The following is a 24,302-nucleotide window of genomic DNA, read 5'->3' on the forward strand; positions in this document are numbered from 1 at the left end:
AAACGCCGCCTATTCGGTTACAGAGTCCACGCAACATGGCAGTGGTCAACCGCAGCATCGTTACGTAAAACAACCTTTCATTATACGCCTGCATGGAAGCACCGTTCATGACCCGCCAAGCCAGCGGGTTCCAGACGATTCGCACGGTGCGCTTTTCCTGTGACAGTGGCTGCAGGCAAAGATTGCAGGGAATTGTCGGCCGGCGTCCCAAAAGCAGATATTTTTCATTCATATCCTCTGACACTGCCATCGATACTTACAATAATAATTCCAGTTTGAGAAAATTAATTGAAGTTAATCCATTTTTAGACTAAAGTGTTTTTATCTCAATAACCTTTATATCCAGGCTGCTCATATGGGGATTCGCACTGAAAACGCGCATGCACCGGTTACGGCGGAAGCAATGTCCGCAGCGGCGGTACGCGCATTCGGCAATATCGCGCGCCTGTGGAACTTAGATACCGATGAACAGCTCGTCCTGCTGGGCAGCCCGCCACGCTCGACCTTCTATAAATGGAAAAAGCAGCCGGAGGCAGCCCATCTCGGTCGCGACACGCTGGAACGCATTTCTTACCTATTGGGCATCTACAAAGCCCTGCAGATTCTCTTGCCGGACGAAAAGGCCGCCGATAGCTGGATCAGGAAGCCGAATGCGGCGACGCTGTTCGGCGGCAAAAGCGCGCTGGATCGCATGTTGTCGGGCAATGTGGCGGACCTGTTCGTCGTGCGCCAGTATCTCGATGCCATGCGCGGCGGCTGGGCGTAACCGTGCCAGTGACGTATCCGCTGGCGCAAGTCGACTGGCATCCGGCCTATCGCATCGTCCCGACCCGCTTCCCCGCCATTAACCTGTTCGACCGCGTCGCGTCGCCGGACGACTTCGACGCCTTGTATGCGCTCGAAGCGATGACCAACGACCGCATCCGCGACGAAGTGGGCGCCATCGAGCTGGTGCCGCATGCGGAACGCCTGTATGGGCCGGGCAGCGGGCCGATCATGGCAGCCTTCACGCACCTGAACCCGGCCGGCAGCCGCTTTTCCGACGGCAGTTTCGGCGTGTTCTATGCCGCCAGGGACAAGGCGGCTGCGGTGGCCGAAACCCGCTACCACCAGGCGCGTTTTCTGGCAGCCACCAGCGAGCCGCCGATCCAGTTGCAGATGCGCGTATATCACGTCGAAGTGTCAGGCCGGCTGCATGACTTGCGCGACATGCAGAAAGACCATCCGGTCTATGATCCGGCTTCGTATGCCGCTTCGCAGGCGCTGGCGCGCGAACTCAGAGCGCAAGGCTCGAACGGCGTGACCTACCGCAGCGTGCGCATGGAAGGCCGCGAATGCGTTGCGGCCTTCAGGACGCTCCCCCTGTCGAACTGCCGGCACGCGAGCCAGATGCTTTATCAATGGGATGGCGCGCAGTTTTCGGATGTCTACGAGAAGGTAATGTAAGGCCGCGACGCTGGCCGACCGCACCTATTTGACGCGCTGCTTCTCCAGCTTGCGCGCGAGTGTGCGGCGATGCATGCCAAGGCGGCGCGCCGTTTCTGAAATATTGAATCCGGTTTCCGCGAGCACTTCGTGGATGCGCTCCCATTCGAGCGTCTTGATCGAAGTGGAACGGTTCGTCAGTTCGATGTCGGTATTGCCAGCGACATGGCCGAACGCCGCCTCGATATCGTCGGTGTTGGACGGCTTGGCCAGATACTGGCAAGCGCCGAGCTTGATCGCTTCGACGGCGGTGTTGATGCTGGCAAAACCGGTCAGGACCACGATCAGCATGTCCGGATGCCGCTGGTGCAGCATTTGCACACAGGCCAGGCCGGATGAATTGTCTTTCAGCTTCAGGTCGACCACCGCATGCGATGGCGCATGCTGCTGCAGCAGCGCCGCAACCTCGTCGGCATTCGTCGCATGCAATACCTGGTAGTTGCGGCGCTCGAACGAGCGGCCGAGCGTGCGCGCAAAGGCGGCATCGTCTTCCACGATTAACAGCAGGCGGTCAGGCGCCATTTCCTTGCCCCTCCTCCAGGGAGATCGATGCCAGCGGCAAGGTCAGCAGGATTGCAGCGCCGCCTTCGGCGCGGTTGCGCACAATCACCGTACCGCCCAACTTGCGCGCGACATTCACCACCAGGAACAGGCCCAATCCGCCGCCCGGACGTCCCTTGCTCGACTGATATGGCTTGCCGAACTGCGCCAGCATCTCGGGCGCGAATCCGGGGCCGGCATCCGTGATCAGCAGCTTCAATGCATCGCCCTCGCGCATGGCCTCCAGGCTGACCCACTGCGGCGATGCCTCGAAGGCGTTGTCGAGCACGTTGACAATCATTTGCTTAAGCGCGGTGTCGAATACCACGGGGATGTCCGGCTGGATGCGGTTTTCGTAACCGAACGCGACGACCGGCCGGCTGGCGCACCATTCTTTGACCAAATCGTTCAAGAAAGTGCCGATGGTTGTCCTGGCCGACGATTCGCCGCGCGCTTCGCCTGCAGACAGCAGGATGCCGCTGACGATGGACTTGCAGCGCTTCAACTGCGCCTGCATTTCTGTAATTTCCTCCAGCAAGTCGGCATTCCTGCTGAATTCCGGCATGCGCCGCCAGTCGCCGAGAATCACCGACAGCGTGGCCAGCGGCGTGCCGAGTTCGTGCGCCGCGCCGGAGGCCAGCAAGCCCATGCGCACAATATGCTCTTCCTCGGCCGCGCGCTGGCGCAGGTGAGCCAGCTTGTCGGCACTGGCGCGCAGATTGCGCATGATGCGCGTGATGAAGATCACCAGCAGCGATGCGATGAGGGCAAAGCAGATCAGCATGCCCTCGACATAGAGCGTGGGAAAGCTGCGCCCCTGCTGGATCGGCAATGCCAGCGGCGTGGAAAACAGCGACAGCCCGGCCAGGCACATTCCGGTGATGACGACAATGGTCCAGGTCGACCACGCCTCCAGCAGCACGGCGCTCAGAATGACTTGCAGCAGATAGAGGAAGGCGAATGGATTGGTGGTCCCGCCACTGAAATACAGCTGCGCCGTCAGGCTTCCCACGTCGACCAGCAGCGCGAAAAACAGTTCGCCGTTGGAAACGACACGGCGCTCCTGCCAGCGCAGATGGCTGGCGATGTTGAACGCGATCAGGCAGACCAGCACCGCGAGCATCTGCGGCAGCGGCAGGCGGATGTCCAGCGCGCCGGCGACGATGGCAATGGTCGTGATCTGCCCGATAACGGCGATCCAGCGCAGCTGGATCAACTGCAGCATGTTGTTGTGGCCGGCGACCTTTTCGACGCGCGCGGCGGCTGATTTTTCCCTTACCTCGGCCCGATTCAATGCCGTTTCAGTCTTGCCTGTCATGTTCCCCCACCCGATCCCTCTGCCGCGCGGCGCAAGCGACGCTCCTCGCGCCAGACCCACAGGCCGGCCGCTGCCACCATCAAGGCGAGAGCATACCAAGTCAGCGCATAGACCAAGTGGCTGTTGTGGAAGGAAATGACCGTCAGGCCGCCGACCGGGGCGATTTCCCCCGGCCCTGCGTCAGTGTGCGCCGGCGCGGCGTCCGCATCGACGAAGTATGGCGCAACCCGGCGCAGGCCGCGCGCAGCGGCAATCGCCTGTATGTCGCGCGAATGCCAGCGATCGGCAGCGGGATCATTGTTCCGCAGAAATGCGCCGCCGGGTTCGCTCATGCGCAGCAGGCCGCTAACGGTGACGGTCTGGTTGCCGCCGGCAGTCCGACTGCGGTTCGCCTGGCGCACGCTAGCGGCGGCCTCAACCGGAATAAAGCCGCGATTGACCAGCACGATGGCGCCGCCGGCACTGTCGGCCACGTGCAGCGGCGTCAGCAGCCAGTAGCCGCTGCCCAGTTCGGTGGCGGCCTGCACCAGGGCCGATTGTTCATGCATGAACCTGCCGCTGAGCTGCACATGGCGGTACTCGTCGGATTCGGCGCTGATGAACGGCCAGCGCTCTGGCCCGGGGGCAGGCACGGGAGCGGTATGCGCGCGCTGCTCGACGCGCTCGATGAGCGCCAGTTTCCATTGCAGCCGCTGCAACTGCCAGCTGCCGAGCGCGACGAAAGCCGCGAACGCCAGCGCTGCGCAGACGGCCAGCACCAGCAGCGTTACGAAAGAGCGCGGGCGCGGCCCGACCTCCAGCGAAGCCGCACCGCGCCCCTGCCCTGAACCATCCGTCATGGCATGTCGTGCATGTGGTGCATTTGGTGCGTGGCGTCGGGCGCCATGCCCGGCATCATGTTGTGATTCAAGTGATACATCACCCAGATCGAGCCAGAGAGCACGATCACCACCAGCACCACGGTGAAGATCAGCGCTAGCATGTTCCAGCCGCCTTCGGACTTGGTGTTCATGTGCAGGAAGTAGATCATGTGGACCACGATCTGCACCGCGGCAAAGCCGAGGATCACCATGGCGGTGGTGCTCGACCTGTCGAACACCTTGCCCATGACCAGCCAGAATGGAATCGCGGTCAGAATCACCGACAGCACGAAGCCGATCGCATAGCTTTTCAGGCTGCTATGGTCAGTATGATCGTCATGGCCATGATGGCCTGGGTCGTGCGTGTGTTGCGCGCTCATGGCAAGACTCCCATCAGGTAGACAAAGGTGAAGACGCCGATCCAGATCACATCCAGGAAGTGCCAGAACATCGACAGGCACATCAGGCGGCGACGATTTTCAGGGACGAGGCCGTGGCGCCTCAACTGGAACATCAGCGTCGCCAGCCAGACGACGCCGAAGCTCACGTGCAAGCCGTGCGTGCCGACCAGGCAGAAGAACGCCGTCAGGAATCCACTGCGCTGCGGACCCGCGCCTTCATGGATCAGGTGGGCGAATTCAGTCAGTTCGAGCGCCAGAAAGCCAAGGCCGAACAGTCCGGTAATGCCCAGCCACAGCATCGTGCTGCCCAGGCGCTTGCGCTGCGATTCGAGCATGGCGAAGCCATAGGTAATCGACGACAACAGCAGCAAGGCGGTATTGGTCGCCACCAGCGGCAGGTCGAACAGCTCGGCGCCGGTCGGACCGCCCGCGTAATTGCGCCCCAGCACCGCATAGGCAGCGAACAGGCACGCAAAGATCAGGCAGTCGCTCATCAGGTAGATCCAGAACCCGAGCAGGGTGCCGTTTTCCGGATGATGCTCGCGCACGTAAAAGCGCGCGCTGGTATCGCTCAGGGCGTCAACAGTGTTTGCGGTAATTTCAGACATAGCTTTCCAACATGCGGGTACGGGCATTCTCAGTGCGGACCACCTCGTCCGCCGGGATGTGGTAATCGCGTTTGTAATTGAAGGTATGGACAATGACGGCAGCCAGCGTCGCGGCAAAACCAAGGCCGGCCACCAGCCACATCTGCCAGATCAATGCGAAGCCGACGACCGTGCTGAGGGCGGCGATCACGAAGCCGGCTGCCGTGTTCTTCGGCATGTGAATCGGGACGAAGCCTTGCTGCGGACGGATATAGCCCTGCTTCTTCATGTCGGTCCAGGCATCCTTGTCATAGACACGCGGCGTGAACGCAAAGTTGTAGTCCGGCGGTGGCGAAGACGTAGACCATTCCAGTGTGCGGCCGTTCCACGGGTCGCCGGTGACATCGCGCAGCTCGTGGCGGCGCTTGAAGCTGACGTAGAACTGCACCAGCATCGAACCAATGCCCAGCGCGATCAGCACCGCGCCGAGCGCCGCGATCTGGAACCAGATCTGCAGCGACGGATCGTCGAAGTGGCTCATGCGGCGGGTCACACCCATCAGGCCGAGCACGTACAGCGGCATGAAGGCGAGGTAGAAGCCGACCACCCAGAACCAGAACGAGCACTTGCCCCAGAAGACGTCGAGCTTGTAGCCGAAGGCTTTCGGGAACCAGTAGTTGATCGCGGCAAAAATGCCGAACACCACGCCGCCGATGATCACGTTATGGAAGTGCGCGATCAAAAACAGGCTGTTGTGCAGCACGAAGTCGGCCGGCGGCACCGCCAGCAGCACGCCCGTCATGCCGCCGATGACGAAGGTGATCATGAAGGCGACGGTCCACATCATCGGCAGCTCGAAGCGGATGCGGCCGCGGTACATGGTGAACAGCCAGTTGAAGATCTTCGCGCCGGTCGGAATCGAGATGATCATCGTCGTGATGCCGAAGAACGAGTTCACGCTCGCGCCCGAGCCCATGGTGAAGAAGTGGTGCAGCCAGACGAGATACGACAGAATGGTGATGACCGCCGTCGCGTACACCATCGAGGTGTAGCCGAACAGGCGCTTGCCGGTAAAGGTCGGCACCACTTCCGAGAAGATGCCGAACACCGGCAGCACCAGGATGTACACCTCCGGGTGGCCCCAGATCCAGATCAGGTTCACGTACAACATGGAGTTGCCGCCCAGGTCGTTCGTGAAGAAGTTCAGGCCGAACATGCGGTCCACCGACAGCATTGCCAGCACGGCGGTCAGCACCGGGAAGGTAACGACGATCAGCACGTTGGTGCACAGCGCGGTCCAGGTGAATACCGGCATCTTCATCAGGTTCATGCCGGGCGCGCGCATCTTGACGATGGTCGCGATCAGATTGACCCCCGACAGCAAGGTGCCCACGCCGGCAATCTGCAAGGCCCAGATGTAGTAATCGACGCCGACATCCGGGCTGTACAGGATGCCGGACAGCGGCGGATAGGCGAGCCAGCCGGTGCGTGCGAATTCGCCGACGAACAGCGATGCCATCACCAGCACGGCACCCGAGGTCGTCATCCAGAAGCTGAAGTTGTTCAGGAACGGGAAGGCCACGTCGCGCGCGCCGATCTGCAGCGGCACCACGTAGTTCATCAGGCCGGTCACGAACGGCATCGCAACGAAAAAGATCATGATCACGCCGTGGGCGGTGAAGATCTGGTCGTAGTGATGCGGCGGCAGGAAACCGGCGCTGTCGCCGAAGGCGACCGCCTGCTGGGCGCGCATCATGAGCGCATCGGCAAAGCCGCGCAGCAGCATCACCAGGCCCAGGATCATGTACATGATGCCGATTTTCTTGTGGTCGATGCTGGTGATCCAGTCGCGCCACAGGTGGCCCCACAGGCGGAAATAAGTCAGCGCGGCGAACGCCGCCACGCCGCCGATGGCGACCATGAGAAAGGTGCCAATCAGGATGGGTTCGTGAAACGGAATCGCATCCCAGCTCAGCCGGCCGAAGATGAGCTTCGTCAGATCAATGTGGTCTTGCATCGTTACTCTTTATGGATTTTTGGAAATCGGGGCGGACGATTCGGCACCGGTCTGCGCGACGGCGGCTGTGACGCGCTTGCTGTCGGCCGCCATCATCTCGTCCATGCAGGTCGCGCCGGGCGCGACGCAGCGATTGACGATCGCGTGGTACAGGTCGGACTCGACCTTGCCGTAGCGGCGCACCGGTTCGCGCTCGCTGGGCTTTTCCAGCGCCAGGTAGTCGGTGCGCTTGAACTCGCCGCCGGCCCTGGCCTTCTGCACCCAGCTCTCGAAGTCGGCATTACTCATGCCGTAGTACTTGAAGCGCATGTGGGAAAACCCGGCACCGCTGTAATTGGCCGAAAAGCCTTCATATGCGCCGGGCTTGTTAATCACGGCATTCAAGGTCGTATCCATGCCCGGCATCGCGTAGATCTGGCCGGCCAGCGCGGGGATATAGAACGAATTCATCACGTTCGACGCGGTGATCTTGAAGCGCACCGGCACGTCCACCGGCGTGGCCAGTTCGTTGACGGTGGCAATGCCCTGCTCCGGATAGATGAACAACCACTTCCAGTCGAGCGCCACCACCTGCACCACCAGCGGCTTGGTATCGGGGGAAATCGGGCGATGGGCGTCGATGCGCTGCAGCGGACGGTACGGGTCCAGCAGATGGGTGCTGATCCAGGTCAGCAAACCCAGGGCGATGATGATTAGGAGCGGCGCGCCCCAGATGACCAGCTCCAGCTTGGTCGAGTGATCCCATTCGGGATCGTATTTTGCCGCCGCGTTGTTTTTGCGGTAACGCCAGGCGAAAAGCACGATCAAGGCGATCACCGGCACGATGATCAGCAACATCAGCAGCGTGGAGACAAGGACCAGGTTGGCCTGCTGAACAGCGATATCGCCGGATGGATTCATCACGACGGTATCGCAGCCAGCCAGCAACACCAGGGGCGAGAGCGGCGCTAGGCGACGGGCGTTTAACAGATGCATGAATGAAAGTAAAGGATACAGATCAAGATTATGCTAATCTAACCTCGCAAGCGGGCATTGGCGATTGGACATTTTGTCCTCCCCCTTTCCGGGAAGCCTCAAAAAGACCTGCCAATATCCAATTTGAGGAGCGACGAATGTCCAGTACCAGCATGCATGGCGGGACGCTGCCCGCCCATTTACGTTCGGCCGCACGCGATGCCGGCAACGCCGATCATTCCAACATTGCGCCGGGCGAAATCGCCGTCGGCGTGGTCATCGGCCGCGCCTCCGAATATTTCGACTTCTTTGTGTATGCCATCGCCTCGGTGCTGGTGTTTCCATCCGTGTTCTTCCCCTTCGAGCAGCGACTCGAGGGAACGCTGTACGCATTCACGATCTTCTCCTTTGCCTTTATCGCCCGGCCATTCGGCACCGTCGCCTTCATGGCCATCCAGCGCCGCTTCAGCCGGGAGCTGAAACTGATGCTCGCGCTCCTGCTGCTGGGCGCATCCACCGCCGGCATCGCCTTCTTGCCGACCTACGCTCATCTGGGGTCGGCAGCGATCGTGCTGCTGGCGATCCTGCGCATCGGTCAGGGCATCGCGCTGGGCGGCTCATGGGATGGCTTGCCGTCGCTGCTGGCGCTGAGCGCGCCAAAACGCCGCCGCGGCTGGTACGCGATGCTGGGGCAACTGGGCGCACCGGTCGGCTTCATCGTCGCGGCCGGATTGTTCTGGTTCCTGCTGTCGGCGCTGTCCAGCGCGGACTTCCTGGAATGGGGCTGGCGCTATCCGTTCTACGTCGCATTCGCCATCAACGTCGTCGCGCTGTTTGCCCGCCTGCGCCTGGTATCCACCGACGAATATGCGCGCCTGCTCGACGAGCGCGAGCTGGAACCGACCAACGCGCTGAAAATGGTCTGCTCGCAAGGACGCAATGTGCTGATCGGCGCGCTCGCGGCGCTGGCGAGCTATGCGCTGTTCCACCTCGTGACAGTTTTCCCGCTGTCCTGGATCACGCTATATTCGTCGCGCTCGATCAGCGACTTCCTGGCGATCCAGATGATCGGCGCCGCACTGGCGGCGGCCGGCGTGGTCGCCTCCGGCCTGATCGCCGACCGCTTCGGCCGGCGCACCACGCTGGGCACCCTCGCCGCCCTGATTGCGCTGTTCAGCGGCGTGGTACCGATGCTCATGGATGGCGGCGATCTGGGCCAGACCGTTTTCATCCTGGTCGGCTTCGCCCTGCTCGGCCTGTCTTATGGCCAGGCTTCTGGCGCTGTGACGGCCAACTTCCTGCGCAAATACCGCTACACCGGCGCCGCCCTGACCTCCGATCTGGCATGGCTGGTCGGCGCCGGCTTTGCGCCGCTGGTCGCGCTCGGCCTGTCGGCGCATTTCGGACTGGCGTATGTTGGCCTGTATCTGCTGTCGGGCGCAGTCGGCTCGCTGGCGGCATTGAGCCTCAATCGCGCGCTGGAAATCAGGGATTGACCAGCTGTCGCAAGCAGCAAAAACACGAAGGGTTGCAGGCCTTCGCCTGCAACCCTTTTTTCATGCGACGTCAGGAAGCCGCACTCCGCACTTGCATTGGCACGCGAGCGAGTTACTGGCCTGGCAATTGCGCGATGGCCAGCTTGAGCGCATCAAAGCAGGCGGGATCAAGCGCCGTGCCGACTGTTTGCGCCATCATTTCAAGCGTCTGCGGGATGGGAATGGCGCCGCGGTAAGGGCGCGCGGCCGTGATGGCGTCAAAGATATCGGCCGTGGTAATGATGCGGGTTTCAATGCCGATTTCCTCCGCCGTCAGGCCGCGCGGGTAGCCGCCGCCATCGAGCCGTTCATGATGGGCGCCGGCGACGCGGGCCAATTCTGAAAAGGCGCTAATGCGCGACAGGATGGTTTCGGTGTAAGTGGCGTGCAGCTTCACCGCATTCCACTCCTCCCTGTCGAGCTTGCCCGCCTTGTCGAGCACGCTGTTGCTCACACCCAGCTTGCGGACGTCGTGCAGCAGCGCGCCGCGCCTGAGCCAGCGACGGCGCTCGCATGACAGGCCGAGCGTTTCAGCGATCATGTCGGCATACAATGCCACGCGCGCGCTATGCCCGCTCGTATAAGGACTCTTCGAGTCCACCACCTGGCCAAAAGCCGCAGCGATATCGTCCAGATAGTCGTCATCCAGCGGCACCTCGTGGCCCGCCGGTTCCAGCGCCTGCACAGCCCGGTCGACCTCTTCCGACGCCAGCATGCGCCAGAAGGACTCCGCCTGCGCTACCTCCTCAAAGGATTGCACCAGACGCGGATCGAACCAGCGCCCCGCACGCGCGCGTACCTCGTCCAGAGCCGCCTGCCGGCCGCCGGCGGTATGAAAAACGTCGATCACCTGGGCCAGCAGCGCGATGCGGGCATAGACAGGGATAGCCTCTCCCGCCAGGCCTTCCGGCTTGCCTTTGCCATTGAAATGTTCATCGAGACTGTAGATGCCGCGCGCCACGCCGTCGGGAAAGCGCAGCAGCCGCGCGATCTCCGCACCGCGCTGGCAGCGCGTGGCAATCAGGTCATGCGCAATTTCGCTGCCGTCGCGCAGGATCGTCAGCACGCTGCGAAAGCGTTCGGCCAGCCCCGCCTTGAGGCCGGTGTGCGTGAGCACAAACGACAGCACTTGCGGCAGGCTATCGCCCACCGTCTTGAAATCGCGCTTGAAATGCAGGTCATCCGTGAGATACAACTCGCAGATACGGGCTGCGTTGCTGCTGCAGCCGAGGTCCTTGAGCAGCAGCGTGTAATACAGTTCCCACAACTGCTCCTCGGACAGCCCTGCGCTGCGCCCGATATGCATCCCGATCCAGCAACAGCGCACACAATGCCCGGGCGGCTGGCCTTCGGTAATATCGAGCGCATAACTGAGCGCACCAATGAGCTCCGAAAGCTGGAGGGCGGCGCTTGGTGGAGAAGATGGCTGTGCGCGGTATGAAGAATTCATGAAGGGGGAGATTTTTTCCTACGAGCAACAAATTGATTGTATGCGATTTGCAGGAAAACGCCGCAGCCCTCCACTACGCCAGGCAATAAACACAAAGTAACTGTCGCAAAAAAGAAAAAGGGGCTGCACTTGAGTGCAACCCCTTGATTTGTTTGGTGGGCCTCCCGTGAGTCGAACACGGCACCAACGGATTATGAGTCCGCTGCTCTAACCAAGCATGAGCTAGAGGCCCGGTAAACTTTCAATATCCGTCCCTGTTTTTTTACGTCAATGGGTCAGATTAAGGGTCAAAGATTATAACGCACGCGACATTCTTTTCTCCCGCATTCCAAGTGGAGTTCCGGTGCAGCCCATGATTTTTGGCCCTCGTCAAATCTTTCACTGACAATCGAGCCGGTTTCGCACTCCAGCGAATCCACAATAGCCTTTGCTGGTTTTCAAGACCTGTGCCTTAAAATCACTTGGCCACACGATAATTTAAATAGAATCAGGCAACAATGTGGAAGGTGGCAGGACCGGATACAGCGTACGGGATTCCCGACCTTGTCAAAGACTTTCGCCAACAAGGCAGACGCCATCCGTTGGGGCAAGGAAAAGGAGGTCGAACTGGAGCGAGGCAGCTTCATCTGCCCTCCCAAGGTGGAACGTACCGCCCTGCTCGACTTTCTACAGCGGTAGGCTCGCGCAACCCGGCGGCAATCGTCGGCGGCAACCGAAGTTGCTCAACTTCATTACTTGTCGAGGATTGAGCAGGCCTTTTGTCCGTGCTTAGCTCAACTTCAAGATCTATTCGGTGTGCTTTCCTCTTATGCTTATCAAGGCGATCGCCCCGGATGCCGCAGTAGCAGATTGGGCATCGCACCATCTCCGGCTTTGCCCCAATAAAATGTGCATTAAGTAGCGGTGCTTGGTCAGTTCTGCGCGAGGTAGCGGGCGCCGAGTCGCGCGGCCGAACCACCTGTTGCTGCTCTGTTCGGCTCACATTTTTTTCCGTTGATTGCTTCTGAGAATTAGCCTTTGCGGGCTGTGTATCTACCTCATGCACCTTTCTTAAATGCTTTTGTAGATGTCTTACAGAAGCATGGCAATACTGACATCGGACGACGACTTTGGCTTTGGCTTTGACACCAACAACTCGGTATATTGAATCCGGCGATCCGCGGCCGGCCCCGATCTCATCCAGGAGGCCCCAACCCCCGCATTTATAGCAATTTTGGTTCTCGCCCCCGCAACTACAAGGTCGTGACATCGCCGACTCCTCTTGCGCATGCTGTTGCAATTGTTGCAATTAAGGCTTTTGGCTGCTTTGCTTTTGCTCAGGTTCCACGCTTTGAACGTCCGAGACCGGACGGCGTTCTCGCTTAATCAACGCCAAGAGCCCTGAGAATGCAATCAGATGCTTTACTGCCTACCTAGTCGAGATGCGGCATCCCGATTCTTGTGCCAGCTCATGGACTTTTGCCGCGTGTCGACTCATTCTCACAAAAACACGCTACCTAAGCTGACATTTCGATCCATGCCGACGCTTTGCACATACGTAATGACGGTTGACTCAGGGCTCGCCCCGAATCCATATTGGGACTGGTGCACCCTCGCCGTCTGCACTCCAAACCGCCAGAGCGCGCGTCTTAGTGCTGGCGACTGGATCGCAGGCGTTTTAAAAGACCACGATCAGTGGCGCCTGGTGTACACGATGCGCGTTGCCGAGCGAATTCACATGGACGCGTATTTTAGAGACGAGCGCTTTGTCAAAAAGAAACCCGACTTGCGCGGCACGTGGCAGCAGCGGTGCGGAGACAACTTCTACAGCCTCAATCCAGACGGGATATGGGTTCAGCACAAGAATGTCTTCCACATTGGGAAGGAATTCCTCAAGAAGGACACGCGTCGTCCACACGTGTTTGTGTCTTCTGACTACTGGTATTTTGGGCGAAACGCGCCTTTGGTCCCGATCGAGTTTCACTCGATGCTCGGTGGCCGCGGTATCCGGGTTTCGCATCCACCACAGCTTGTTCAGAAATTTCTCTTATGGGTGCAATCCGGATATTCACCCGGCATTCATGGACTACCAACCCACAATCCAGAAATAGAAGACGTGCCAACGGCGGCGCCTTCAACACATACCTGCGGGGTAAGGCGAGCGGCCCCAGCGACAAAGTCTGGCGACGATGGCGTGGGCAATTCGGCATATAAGCGCCCCTCCTGCCGCCAGTAAATTAACCCATATGCTGTCCGCAATGCAATTAAGCACGCATGGTATCTGTATGGATTGCCCTCCGAATATCTTTGCAACCCCGGATCGCGCAATCGACTCTAAACGGTCCTTGCCAGTTTCAGTAAGCCGACGTTCAGCTATCGCCGCTTAGGACAAAGGTGGCTACTAAACCGGGGCGATTCAGTGTCTGTTTGAATGATGCCCTAGGAGCCAGATCACGATAATAGCGACAGTCACAACCCCGGGATAGACATGGCGACATTTATCGTAGCGAGTGGCTACGATAATGTCCCCGATAGCAATTGAGATTGAATGACATCGGGCTGCAGATCCGGATCTTCGTTGATAATGCACTTTCTAGGCAGCGACAAGAATCTGGTAAGCCGTGCACACCACGGATAACTCGCGCAAGGCGAATTCCCGTTTGTGTCCCTTACGCGTAGGCTAATGTGCGTATCTCCCAGCACGCCCTCGATCACCGAATTGTCATGCAGCGTGACAATCGTCGATCCGGGGCGTTCGAGATGGCGTCAAATGGAATTTCCACTGTACCGTCAGTGAGCGATTTATCGATCTGTCGGTAATACGAATATTCAGATGGCCGTGACAGGATTTGAGAAACCGCAACCACTTCTCATTAAGAGCGCCTAGATTCTAGGTTACTCTTCCTCGACTTTTAGTGGCATTACGTCACGTTAAACGTATGGAGCGCATATCCATACGGAAATGCATTCTTGCCGAGTTGTGCTTCGTCGGGGGCGCAAAATTTCAAGTAGCTATCCAATGGAGCTATTGCATGATGAAGGCAATAAAAAGCACCTTCGGACCTACGTTTCACCACTATATTTTTGCCTTTTTGGTAGCGACACTGGGGCTCGTTGCATGTGGTGGCGGAGGTGGTAGCTCGGCAGATACGGGAAGCAACGACATAGCCACCAACAATCCTGGATCTCCCAGTGCGGGTGGCATCAGTGAACAAACTACGCCTGTTCGAATTACTACAATGTCTACCGATGCCACCCTTGACCCGGCATTGCCAGCATCCATTGCGAAAGCAGTGACCAAAGTGGTGAGTCCAGTCGGTGAGGGTATCCCCAGTTCTACACTACCAATGTTGACGGCAGATAGTAATGGTGACTCGATGGTGTTTGCCATGGATGCCCAGGGCAATGTGCTATTGGCCGCTCGAACAAGGGATGCCAACACGGTTTTGAGCATTGAGTCTACTGCGATCTCTTTGGCAAGGCTGGCGATTGGCGTATTGCCGGACACAGTCAATGCAAGTCAAATAAACGAAGACATACGTGCCACCCCTTCTTTCAAGGACCTCGCATCAGCTATTGCCATTGCGCTGGAGAGCACAACGCCGCCTGCCTCGAACGCAGCTGTCCTTGACGCGATAACTGAAGTCCTTGTCCAGTTGAGGCCGTCTCTCGTTCAACGCTTGGAGGCGGCGCAAGCTTCATCCGCAACAACCCAGCTAGCCGCGGTAATGGTGTCGCCATCCGTAACATCGCCATTTCCCTTTGGGTTAAATGGCAGCAGTATTGATCAAGTAGAGGTTACGAATGACAGTTATTTGGTGAGCAATAAATCCCTTATAGCATGGAGCTTAACAAGTAGCGCAGCAAGCCAGCCTATTTTGCTCGAAGGTACGCAAACCTCTAGCCGACTTACCGGTTCCCCTAAAACCGTTACTCTTCCCAATAATGGGGGCAATGGCTTCAACTTAACGATCGAGCAGAATGAAGTCAGCTCACGCGCAACCATCATGACAATTGCATCTGATCTCATTTCGTTAGCGGCTGGTAATGTGGTTTCTTCGGATAAGGTAGCGAAATGCACCACAACCATTGCTAAAAAGTTTCTTTTACCCAAAGATATGGACCCAATTCTCAGTTCACCTAGCCTGTCCACCTTTACAAGCTACATTAGGAAGGTGGTTACGTTCGGCAACATCCAAAGCGCACTCAATGACTGCACGGATTTAGGAAATACGAAAAATGTGAACGAGACATTCGTCAATGGACTGACGGGCATTGTAGTTAATTTTTTTGATACGAAAAAGAAGGCTAATGATTTCGGCATCATGTTCGAGATTATTCAGTTTCGCACAGCCATAGGCTTGCCCGCACAAACAGTGGGAGTTTGTGAAAGCAGTAGTTCAGGCGGAGTAAGGATTGTCAACTGCGCCCGTAAATTCATGTTCGATCCAGAGCCGACTATCACTGTTGGGCAAACCACGACGCCGAATCTGGTTGCGCTCGATGCTAGCGACCAAAAAACGGCACGACCAGCGAATCTTCAGTTTTCATCCAATAATCCAGACATTGTGACCGTGGATGAAAAAACGGGCGCAGTCACGGCAGTAAAATCTGGCACGGCGCTCATCAAGATTCTCGATGTATCCACCGGCGTATCAAGCCTCGCTTCTGTGACGGTACAGTTTTCCTCCATCATTTCAGCGCAAGTCACGTTCACGCCGGAGACGCGTGCGAATGTGCCGGGAGTGAGTATCGGTATTCGCTACGGTTGTGACAGTAACTGCCCTGGAAATGTCAGGATCTACAAGGTCGAGGCTGCAATTACCTGTCAAGTGACTGAACGGTCGGATGCAGACGGCTCAATGCGCGTGGTTTCAAACGATGTGCTCGCCTTCGGGCGTGACATCGCGCCGCCGTTATCGCTTGGCATCCTTGGCAAAATCGGTTCGCGTCAAGCGAACGACTTTACCAAAGTGGGCGATGACTGGTTTATACCTGGGATCAGAAGTACAGGCCGTGTTACTGCAGTCTCGTGCAACGACTCCTCGAACCTCGGCAATACCTTCAACTATGTGGATGCGAATGGCGCGACCACGAGCTTGAACTTCGTGGTGAAGGGCGGCAGCTACAGCACTGGCTTTTAACGCGTACTGAAGGAGCTATTTGCGGGGAAATGCAAACGCAGGATGACGCAGGATGTCTCGTTCATCGCACATGTTCCAGCACCATTTCGCATCAACAGAGAAGCGATCATGAATAGTTGCTGCAGACGAGACTTCTTGCGACGATTGGCCCTCGTATTGGTAGCGGGACGATTCGGACAAGCTTTTGCCAACGAGGATGACGATGCCGGCAAAAAAAGCGGTCGAAATTCTGACATCATCTTGGTCGTGTTCTCAGCGAAGGATTGCGGTTTCTGCATGAGATGGAAAGGATCGCTTGGCGGACGCGGCGATCTTGAGCGATGGCCTGATAAAGAACAGATCCGCTATTACATCGTCGAAAAAGACACCCTTGCCCTCCCATTTTTGCCCGAGCATTTTCCGGCGGATCTGGACTGGTTGTGGCGCCGTCTCGAACGAAAAAACGCCAAGTTGGGCGTGCCCTCTTTTCGCATCTTTGTCGACCGCAAGCGTATCGCCAACGAATATGGCTACTCCAGCTGGGATACCAAAATCTTCCCACTATTGAAGGAGTTAGTCGATAAAAAGAAAAAAGGTGATCCGATTTAGGAAATACGGACCAGTCGAGGGGCCATTTTTTCTGCAAACTTGCTCGTTCGCAATCCAGCAACACGCGTCCATGAGCACTGGAATAGGAGGGGAACACGCCTATCTGGCAATTCTCGATACGTCCGGCGGTGCCCCTATACCGGTGTTGCACGACGGCCGAGCATCGGCCCTTCTTCAGAAAACCGATTTCGTCCGCCATGAGCACGCCGTCTTCATCGCACAGTGTCTGGGCAATGTAATCGACCAGATTATTACGCGGCCCGGCGCAATCCCACCGTGCCCGGTCCAGCAAATGTTGCACCCTGTAGGGTGACAGGTGATTCGACACATTGGCAAGCTGCCAGCCGTTCTTGCACTGCACCAGCCTGAGCAGGCCAATCAGATAATCCCGTGCCCGCTCCTGCATCTCGCGCAGTTTGAAGCGGCGTCCGATATAGGCAAACAGGTCAATCAGCTCCTCGACCCACGACGGGATGTCAATGGAGTATGGGGGAAGCTATCTAAGACGCTGGCCGGCTCGGTAGTGCGTTGGCGACAAACGCTTAATGGGGTCGAAGCGAGCCTTATACTCGTCCACCTCCCACATCCACGCCTCTACGATCCTGTATTGCGGGTCATACAGGATCCAGATCAGACGGTCCCAATCGTAGTTGGTTGCTTTGGGCACCATCGTCACAAAGCTTCCTGGCTTTCCACTTGGTCTGTTGCCTTTGATCTGGTAGCGCTTCCCCTCGAACCTGAAGTCATACCCACGCTGTACCGCGGTCGCGCCTTGCATGCAAACGGAATACTGCTCAATCGACATCCCAACTAGGCGAGCCGCATCATACTCGGACAACGTAGCGGTGATCATGGGAGCGTTTCCGAAAGCTCGTTCCCACGCGATAGCTGTCTCGACAAGTTGCTGACGTAAGTGCTCCACTCTGCTCGCGCAATTCAGGCGGGTTGATCCACGAACTTCTTTTCACGCCATAGCGCGGTCACAACATGCATTTGCTGATTGTAGTCTGTAGCCTTTCCATTCATCACTCGGCGCCACAACTCCATAGGTCGCATTGCAAGGGTTTCATCAATATGCAAGAGCGCCAGCCCCTCTTTCGCATATATCGCGTTCTTGTTTGACGTGGTGTACTGCCCTGGGCTGATGCCCTTGATGAGCCCGGCACCGGCAAGTCCAAGGAAAGTAGATTTTGGACAAGGCTTCTCGGCAGAGGAAGGTGTACCGCAAAATTCATGGGCTGCTATATCCCATGCTTCAGCTGGTGACGTGTTATTCGCTGCTAAAGTTGCAGCCTTTAACGCAGCTTTTTGATACTGCGTCAGTTTCCGGTAGTGGGTCATCGAATTCTCCTTGATCCTGTTGAAAACAGTACCCCTTTAGCAAAGAGAAGTGCTGATCTAGCTCCAGAATAATGTTTACCGTCTGCCAAAAAGGCGATGTGAGCATAGTGTACGTCCAACAGGATGCCAAATTTCAACTCAACTCATGAAAGGAAGGCCTCATGGCAAATCGTACTTACGCGGCCCCCAACAATCCGAACTGGCCGAGCCGCACCGGCGGAACATCCGGTAAGCACCGCGGAAACAAACCACCGAGCAAGTAATAACGGTAGTTTCGTGGCAAGCTCCATCAAGGATATGGGGCTTGCCATACACGTCTTGAGGCAAAGTGCAATGTACAGCAGCCATTCAAGCGGCAACTATCGCTAAAGGGTGAATTTCTGCTTATGGCCGCACCGCGCCGCGTCGTCGCTACTTAACCTCGCCTGCTTTATGTCAGGTTGCAGACCATCATTGTTCGATAGTGACCACGTGCAGTCGCCCCAAAGCCGAAGTCGCCCGTTCCAGAAAGCTGACATCCAACGCTAAGCTAAACGCGGTTCCTAAGACATGCCTTGCCTTGATAATAATCGCATCCTCTCGCTTCATCCGTTAAAGAACATCAGCGCTATCAAACCAAGAGAGATTGCGATATGCCATTTATCAAATGTGCGCATCTTTGATGGCGCTACGGTAGTACCGCATGCGCTCCGCCAGTTCGGCTTCGATCTGATCGAGGGCTCGCACTTCGGGGAACCCGGAGACGGCGCGATCTTCATTGATGTCCCGCAGAACGTCTTCTGGAACGAGGTCGTCTGCGAGGTAAGCGACGTCCTGAATAAAACTGGTCAAGTCAACCGCATCATAATCTTCGTCCACGGCTTCGAAAGCAGCTGCGAGCAGATTCAGGTGCGCGAGCGTAGGTAGGCCGGATTCCTGCCTCACCCCCATCGGATTCTGAAGCAGGCTTTCAACCAGCTGGGATGCTTTTCGCGGCGAGACGCCGGGAAGCCATGCAATCTCTGCGCTCAACCTGGTGCGCGGGTTCGTCAGGTCAGATCGCGCCTTCTGGCAAACATCGGAATCCAGTTCCAGCGACTTCTCTTCCGCCAACTCGACGATGCGCTTACGGTTGTCGCGTATCGTCACGCTCAAAACCGCGAACGCCGATTGATGCAGCGGGGTTGTGGTGAGGCGGGGAGCCAGTTGGCCCGGAATCGGTAGCGGCGCTGACGCAGTTAGTGCCTGTTCGACAGGCATCGCAGGCGACGGAATGTTCTTGATTATTAATGGGCACATGGTGCGGCTGGGAGCATATCGACACGCTTGCATTCTTCGGCAAAGCGACGCCATGTCAGGAGATTCTCCGCTTGATCGCGTGCGGTGCGTGTAGACACCCGGCCATCCAGATAATCGGCGTGCTTCTGAAAATGTTCATTGAACCGCTGGCCAAGCTCGTCCCCAACGAGGTCGGAATCTTGGAGGTTGAGGCGCCGCATCCAGCCGTTGATGGCGCTGGCGAAGTTCATCACTTGTTGTTTTGAGAAGCCCCGTGTAGTTTGGACGTTGGCAGCATGGGCTTTGAGTTGGCCGTAAGTAGTTTGGAAACCTGTCGTCTGAGTCGTCATGTTGTCTGATGCGGTAGGTAATAACGGTCTCGTTAGCTGCCAAATAACGGGGAACCGTACAAAAACCGCTTCAAATCACGGCTCCGTCAACATTCCTTCATTGTAACTTGGTTGACAAAATGCAAGACAAATGCCGTTAGTCCGTTCCTGCGTCCACTTGGGATGCTACAGAGGCTTGGACGAAGAAATAGTCGTCCTGCCACCGTATAGCTCATGCCACGCAAAATGAACGACCTTGAATTAAACTCGGCAAGGGATGAAAGCCGCCCGGCATGTAGCTAAGACTTCGGCTGCCAATCTGCCCATAACGAAAATTTCAGCGCTAGGTGCTTGCTAATTCGCCTGGAGCTCAATCTACGCAAATTTGTTTTCATGCTTCAGAAATACGAACTCGCCAACTTAGTGCCGCTGCTCGAAACAATCCGAAGAAGTGACAGGTATTCCGGTATGGACGGTGTAAATGTTCTTACAAACGCGGCTTTTGGCAACGATTACAACAAGGGCGAAGTGGTGCGCGAGCTACACCGTGCAAACGTCGCCGGTTCAAAGAATGACCGGTATTTCGCGCCTGACTTTTCGCATTCAAAGCAGGGATTTTCCTTTGGGCTAAATCCCTATACCGATTGGTCCTTGGCCCAACTAGAAGGACGGCCAACACACTACTACCTGTTTCTTGGACTGGACTGGTATTCCATCTCTGGATTAGGCAATACCAACCGGTGGTTTGAATATCTACGGAACCCCTTCGACGGTCCATACGACAAGGAAAATCCCTACGATAAATATTGGCACAACCTTTGGGCTTGGATAATGCGACGTTTTCGAGTCAGCGCATCAGGAGTCATGGCTTGGGACACTCCGATCGCTGAGGCGGATGCTGCGAAATTCGTTCGCACTGACGGCGGCGCATTTATCTTCCACAATCGCATTCCATATCTACGCCCCGCCGGTGAGGAAAGCGCTGGGTCGGATTGGTATGAAATGGAATGGAAGAAAGATTCAGTACGGCGTGATGCAACCGAAGATTTGCGATTGCTTCGCAAACTCGCCGAAGACAAAATCATTGCATTTTGCACCTGCACCGACTCTGTGAAAGCGCTGCGCGCTGCCGGCTATTTGCAGGATCAGATCATTTCGTGGCGAGCACATCCCTCACGAGTCTTTCATCCATCTGTTTTCAGCAAAAAGGATTTATGGTTCAAAGGGCGAAACCACTTCAAAGTGGATGCCTAGTTGCGCATCTAAGATCTAGTGCATCCGCACAACTCGTTGAATAGATCCCGATTTCGCAGGCACTTCTGGGCCTTGCATGGACTGCCCCGCATCCCATAGAAACTTCTGGCCTAGCCCAGCATAAAGGCGCCCGTCAAGATGAGTACCAATAGGAAGACGTACAGAGGGAGGTCGTGAAGTGTTGCAAGTGATGGATGAATAGCTCCGAGCACCTTAGAACCTGTTCAGTGTCTCCGTAATAACAATGACAGGAAGGCGAGCGCTACGAGTTGGGCGCTGGTTTCCAGTTTGCGCTCGCAGTTCTTCCACAGCCGTCGGCATTTCTCTAACCAGGCGAACGAACGCTCAACGACCCAACGTTTGGGAAGCACGGCAAAGTGATGCAGCTCGCTGCGCTTGACCACCTCGATTTTTGCGCCGAGGATTTGCCAGACCAACTCTTCATAGCGTGCGCCAGTATAAGCACCGTCCACGAGCACGGTTTTCACCTCACACAGCGTTTCGTCATTGAGCAACAACATCAACAGGGCGCCATTGCGGTCGGTCACGTCGGCGGTCGTCACTTCGATCGCATGCGGTAGTCCCTGCGTATCCACCGCCAGATGTCGCTTGATACCCGATACCTTCTTGCCCGCGTCATAGCCTTTGGCCCGCGCTGTATCCGTGTTCTTCACGCTTTGCGCGTCGACGATGCAAAAGCTCGTCTTTGCGGTGCGTCCATTCTCGATACGCTCGCGCCTGACCAGATTTTTTTAAAGCTTGCTCAAACAGGCTCGTCCCATCCGCCGCTGTACTGATCGTCCAGTGATCGAAGTAGTAGCGCACGATATTCCAGCCCGGGAAATCGCCCGGAATTGCACGCCAGGTACTTCCATTCTTTAGCAAATACAGGATCGCGCAGAAAACATCGTATAAATCCACCTTCCGTGGCGCTGTCCGGTGCTTCGCCCCCTCCAGCATCAGCCGGATAACTTCAAATTGTTCCCGGCTGACGTCGCTCGGATAAACTTTTCGCTCCATACCAGCTGCTCCGCATTCAGTGCATCTCCAGCGTTTGATTCAAAGACACTGAACAGGTTCTTAGAACCTAGGCACGATTGCCCATTGCGGTGCAACCGAATAGTCGGGCTTTACTGTCCTGTTAATAAAGGTATTCCATGCCGTCTGCGCATTTGGCACACCCGAAGTCGCTGCTACTGCCAGCGCAGGCTGCATATTGGATGGATAACCCTCAGAGGACCAAGCCCAACCATCCATCTCTCCAACCGACCATGTATAGCCACTACCATTGTCCCTTTCCTTCTGCGTACGCCAGTCAGCTTGTGCTTGGCTGTTGCACGGCTGGCTCAGATACAAGGCGCCCGTACTGTTTTTCAGCGCAGTTCCGTCGCTGTTGCGCATAGTCGACTGATACACGTCTGCTAATGTGGTAAAAAGTGGTGACGTTGCACTTGGACGCACAGACAGCGAATATGCTGCGCCGTCAATCCAGCAGAAGCCCGTTGCGGTCATGCGGCCGACTGGAAAAGTTGCCTTCCACTTTAATAACGGTGTTGCATTGGTGAACCCAAGATCCGACAGATAACCCGCCGCCCAGGTGAAAAAGTCGTCCTGCCATGGTGAAAGGCCGGTTCCAGGGCCGGACGGCGTGGTGTAAGCTGTCGCACCTGATGCGTATTGACCGCTGCCATCAATCACGCCTAGTTTGTTCGCGCTTGCGGCATTGGTGTAGGTGGTGTTGTACCAGTTCAGGTTGTTGTTCACCCGGTCTACGAAATACTGTTTCATCGGATCGCTGTCCGGCGTAATGTATGCCGTCTGGCCGAGAGTGCGTAACGACCATGCCTGTCCCCGGATTTCATCTTGCTGGAGTGTCCCGCTTGCAAAATTGCGATAGTAGGGGTTGTACCGGATCATGATCCAGTTAGCCCAGAACTGCAGCTCTTCCAGGTAGTAGTAATCGCCAGTCGTCAGATAAGGAACATATGCGAGTGACGGCTGATGCGCACTATCCGGATTGTAGTTATATGGAGCTGTACTGCAATCTCCTCCGCATGCCGGGAATGCCTCGCTCTTGCCAGTCGCCGGATTGACCGTATCGCCGGGATTGCCAAGCAAAGTCATGTACGGATAGTCGGCGATCGAGACAGGACGGTTGGTATTTTTATCCCTATAGTGAATCGGCCAACTACCCGCTAGATCGCCTGTACCCAAGGTGACGGTCTTCGCCCGGCTATCCATACTGATCAAGTACATTGCCGTCCACTGGGGCAAAGGCCCGATGTCCGGACGCCCACCTGCCGTAGGCATCCCCGGATTGAGTATGCCCACACCCATCGGTCCGATGCTAGAAGATGTCCACTTGTTGTTTAAGTCAGCAAGGCCACTTTCGGAAATACGGACAGTCGGGTCATAGTTAGGCACAGCCTTGGATGCCATCAGGTAAGCGCCGTTATGGCTGAGATTCACTTGCGGCGCGGTACCCCACCAGAATTGCTTGTGCCAACGGGAGTGATGGAAGTGCGTCAGCGCCGACTTCGAATATGCCGTCTGGCCACCGACCAGAACCTGCGCATCGTAAGTGAAATTCTGTGGGCTCGGTTCATATGCCCAGTCATTTTCGATCGTCACATCGACGCGGGCCTTGTTGAGACCGGCATACGAGCGAATGGCAAAGCGTGCGGTCAAGTGAGGATGCGCGACGCCTTGCGCGTTCTTGAGCGGAGCCGAAACGAGCCATTCCCCAGCGATAGGTCCGGAAAGCCAGGTCGAATAGGTCGACTTCAAGAGCGAATCTGCCGATGCTGTGTACACCTGGCCACCGACAGTCAGGTTGACGCTTGCCGTGAAGCCGGCATTCAGTAGCGTCGTTGGAGTGGTGGCGGTAGCGGACGAGGCGGTAGCGCCTTTGACAAGTCGGATCGACTGGATTTGTCCTGCCGTAAGTTTGGGGGCGACGCCGGAGATGATGGCATGGCGCACCGAACCATCAGCATGTTTTGCCTTGACGTCGACTTGAAGCGCAATCGTCGAGCCATCGCTTAAGGTGCCTACTAGGGAATCTGTCGCGGCTACTGCGCCTTGCGCAAACACTTGGCCGAACGTGAACGGCACGTTGGTTTGTTCGACAGAGCTGCTGTTTTGGAGTTTGATGTCCGTGATCGCACTGCCGATCGGAGCAGGAGCAGGAGCAGGAGCAGGAGCAGGAGCAGGAGCAGGAGCAGGAGCAGGAGCAGGAGCAGGAGCAGGAGCAGGAGCAGGAG

The 24,302-nt window shown here is 56.9% G+C and carries 22 protein-coding genes, 1 tRNA gene and 1 pseudogene; 8 read left to right on the forward strand and 16 right to left on the reverse strand.

The window, feature by feature from the left end; genetic code table 11:
* The first annotated feature begins 355 nt into the window (after positions 1–355).
* A complete protein-coding gene (locus TSA66_RS20900) occupies positions 356–766 on the forward strand; it encodes an MbcA/ParS/Xre antitoxin family protein (protein WP_052451951.1) in 411 nt (136 codons plus the stop codon).
* Positions 757–1,446, forward strand: coding sequence for an RES family NAD+ phosphorylase (locus TSA66_RS20905; RefSeq protein WP_084199119.1), 690 nt, complete (start codon positions 757–759; stop codon positions 1,444–1,446). The genes TSA66_RS20900 and TSA66_RS20905 overlap by 10 nt, the downstream gene beginning before the upstream one ends.
* A 24-nt stretch (positions 1,447–1,470) precedes the next feature.
* Here TSA66_RS20905 and TSA66_RS20910 read toward each other — a convergent pair whose 3' ends face one another.
* The 7 genes from TSA66_RS20910 to cyoA are packed head-to-tail and all read right to left on the reverse strand — an operon-like array spanning position 1,471 to position 8,183.
* The gene (locus TSA66_RS20910; protein ID WP_040038488.1) at positions 1,471–2,007 is read right to left on the reverse strand and encodes a response regulator transcription factor; all 537 of its coding nucleotides are present in this window, start codon (positions 2,005–2,007) and stop codon (positions 1,471–1,473) included.
* A complete protein-coding gene (locus TSA66_RS20915; protein ID WP_040038489.1) occupies positions 1,997–3,343 on the reverse strand; it encodes an ATP-binding protein in 1,347 nt (448 codons plus the stop codon). Before TSA66_RS20915 ends, TSA66_RS20910 begins: the two co-directional genes overlap by 11 nt.
* Positions 3,340–4,182 carry an SURF1 family protein gene (locus TSA66_RS20920; RefSeq protein ID WP_040038490.1) on the reverse strand — a complete coding sequence of 281 codons (843 nt, stop codon included), beginning with the start codon at positions 4,180–4,182 and terminating at the stop codon, positions 3,340–3,342. Before TSA66_RS20920 ends, TSA66_RS20915 begins: the two co-directional genes overlap by 4 nt.
* The gene (cyoD, locus tag TSA66_RS20925) at positions 4,179–4,583 is read right to left on the reverse strand and encodes a cytochrome o ubiquinol oxidase subunit IV (RefSeq protein WP_040038491.1); all 405 of its coding nucleotides are present in this window, start codon (positions 4,581–4,583) and stop codon (positions 4,179–4,181) included. Before cyoD ends, TSA66_RS20920 begins: the two co-directional genes overlap by 4 nt.
* Positions 4,580–5,212, reverse strand: a complete 633-nt coding sequence (gene cyoC, locus TSA66_RS20930) for a cytochrome o ubiquinol oxidase subunit III (RefSeq protein WP_040038492.1) — start codon at positions 5,210–5,212, stop codon at positions 4,580–4,582. Before cyoC ends, cyoD begins: the two co-directional genes overlap by 4 nt.
* The gene (gene cyoB, locus TSA66_RS20935) at positions 5,205–7,208 is read right to left on the reverse strand and encodes a cytochrome o ubiquinol oxidase subunit I (RefSeq protein ID WP_040038493.1); all 2,004 of its coding nucleotides are present in this window, start codon (positions 7,206–7,208) and stop codon (positions 5,205–5,207) included. Before cyoB ends, cyoC begins: the two co-directional genes overlap by 8 nt.
* Before the next feature lie 9 nt (positions 7,209–7,217).
* Positions 7,218–8,183: a ubiquinol oxidase subunit II gene (gene cyoA, locus TSA66_RS20940; RefSeq protein ID WP_052451952.1), complete on the reverse strand. Its 966-nt coding sequence runs from the start codon at positions 8,181–8,183 to the stop codon at positions 7,218–7,220.
* Between the two features lie 137 nt (positions 8,184–8,320).
* Between cyoA and TSA66_RS20945 the strand changes: the two genes are divergently transcribed.
* Positions 8,321–9,658, forward strand: coding sequence for an MFS transporter (locus TSA66_RS20945; RefSeq protein WP_040038494.1), 1,338 nt, complete (start codon positions 8,321–8,323; stop codon positions 9,656–9,658).
* Between the two features lie 112 nt (positions 9,659–9,770).
* Here the strand turns inward: TSA66_RS20945 and TSA66_RS20950 are convergent, their stop codons facing one another.
* Together TSA66_RS20950 and TSA66_RS20955 are read right to left on the reverse strand one after the other, a co-directional pair.
* Positions 9,771–11,147 carry an HD-GYP domain-containing protein gene (locus TSA66_RS20950; RefSeq protein ID WP_052451953.1) on the reverse strand — a complete coding sequence of 459 codons (1,377 nt, stop codon included), beginning with the start codon at positions 11,145–11,147 and terminating at the stop codon, positions 9,771–9,773.
* Positions 11,148–11,300: 153 nt separating this feature from the next.
* Positions 11,301–11,379 (reverse strand) — tRNA-Ile (locus tag TSA66_RS20955).
* A 311-nt stretch (positions 11,380–11,690) separates the two neighbouring features.
* On the opposite strand from TSA66_RS20955, the gene TSA66_RS28080 reads away from it, so the two are divergent.
* The 4 genes from TSA66_RS28080 (at position 11,691) to TSA66_RS27875 (ending at position 16,858) form a co-directional block, all read left to right on the forward strand.
* Positions 11,691–11,825, forward strand: a complete 135-nt coding sequence (locus tag TSA66_RS28080; protein ID WP_269748339.1) for a hypothetical protein — start codon at positions 11,691–11,693, stop codon at positions 11,823–11,825.
* 838 nt (positions 11,826–12,663) lie between these two features.
* The gene (locus tag TSA66_RS25815; RefSeq protein ID WP_269748341.1) at positions 12,664–13,362 is read left to right on the forward strand and encodes an Nmad2 family putative nucleotide modification protein; all 699 of its coding nucleotides are present in this window, start codon (positions 12,664–12,666) and stop codon (positions 13,360–13,362) included.
* A gap of 796 nt (positions 13,363–14,158) precedes the next feature.
* A complete protein-coding gene (locus TSA66_RS20965) occupies positions 14,159–16,270 on the forward strand; it encodes an Ig-like domain-containing protein (RefSeq protein WP_157691524.1) in 2,112 nt (703 codons plus the stop codon).
* Positions 16,271–16,312: 42 nt separating this feature from the next.
* Complete coding sequence (locus TSA66_RS27875) at positions 16,313–16,858, forward strand: hypothetical protein (protein ID WP_040038496.1); 546 nt, start codon at positions 16,313–16,315, stop codon at positions 16,856–16,858.
* Positions 16,859–16,883: 25 nt separating this feature from the next.
* On the opposite strand, the pseudogene TSA66_RS28255 reads toward TSA66_RS27875, so the two are convergent.
* The 5 genes and pseudogenes from TSA66_RS28255 to TSA66_RS27145 all read right to left on the reverse strand — a co-directional run.
* Positions 16,884–17,264, reverse strand: a pseudogene (locus tag TSA66_RS28255) (transposase); the annotation flags it as partial.
* Between the two features lie 90 nt (positions 17,265–17,354).
* Entirely contained in the window at positions 17,355–17,711 is a 357-nt protein-coding gene (locus TSA66_RS20980; RefSeq protein ID WP_232429355.1) for a hypothetical protein, read from the reverse strand.
* A gap of 83 nt (positions 17,712–17,794) precedes the next feature.
* Entirely contained in the window at positions 17,795–18,199 is a 405-nt protein-coding gene (locus TSA66_RS20985; RefSeq protein ID WP_052451955.1) for a DUF6979 family protein, read from the reverse strand.
* A gap of 642 nt (positions 18,200–18,841) precedes the next feature.
* Positions 18,842–19,438, reverse strand: a complete 597-nt coding sequence (locus TSA66_RS27445) for a hypothetical protein (protein ID WP_040038499.1) — start codon at positions 19,436–19,438, stop codon at positions 18,842–18,844.
* Positions 19,439–19,464: 26 nt separating this feature from the next.
* Complete coding sequence (locus tag TSA66_RS27145) at positions 19,465–19,806, reverse strand: hypothetical protein (RefSeq protein ID WP_157691525.1); 342 nt, start codon at positions 19,804–19,806, stop codon at positions 19,465–19,467.
* Positions 19,807–20,178: 372 nt separating this feature from the next.
* Here TSA66_RS27145 and TSA66_RS21000 point away from each other — a divergent pair, with 372 nt between their 5' ends.
* Complete coding sequence (locus tag TSA66_RS21000) at positions 20,179–21,039, forward strand: hypothetical protein (RefSeq protein WP_040038501.1); 861 nt, start codon at positions 20,179–20,181, stop codon at positions 21,037–21,039.
* Positions 21,040–21,263: 224 nt separating this feature from the next.
* Here the strand turns inward: TSA66_RS21000 and TSA66_RS21005 are convergent.
* A protein-coding gene (locus tag TSA66_RS21005) for an IS5 family transposase (RefSeq protein ID WP_408639473.1) occupies positions 21,264–22,059 on the reverse strand; the annotation gives its coding sequence in 2 pieces (ribosomal slippage) (positions 21,264–21,783 and positions 21,782–22,059; 798 coding nt in all).
* Between the two features lie 60 nt (positions 22,060–22,119).
* On the reverse strand, positions 22,120–24,302 hold a 2,183-nt coding region (locus tag TSA66_RS21015; protein WP_232429506.1), incomplete at its 5' end, for an RIFT barrel domain-containing protein.

The organism is Noviherbaspirillum autotrophicum (genome assembly GCF_000818395.1).
Classification (GTDB): domain Bacteria; phylum Pseudomonadota; class Gammaproteobacteria; order Burkholderiales; family Burkholderiaceae_D; genus Noviherbaspirillum; species Noviherbaspirillum autotrophicum.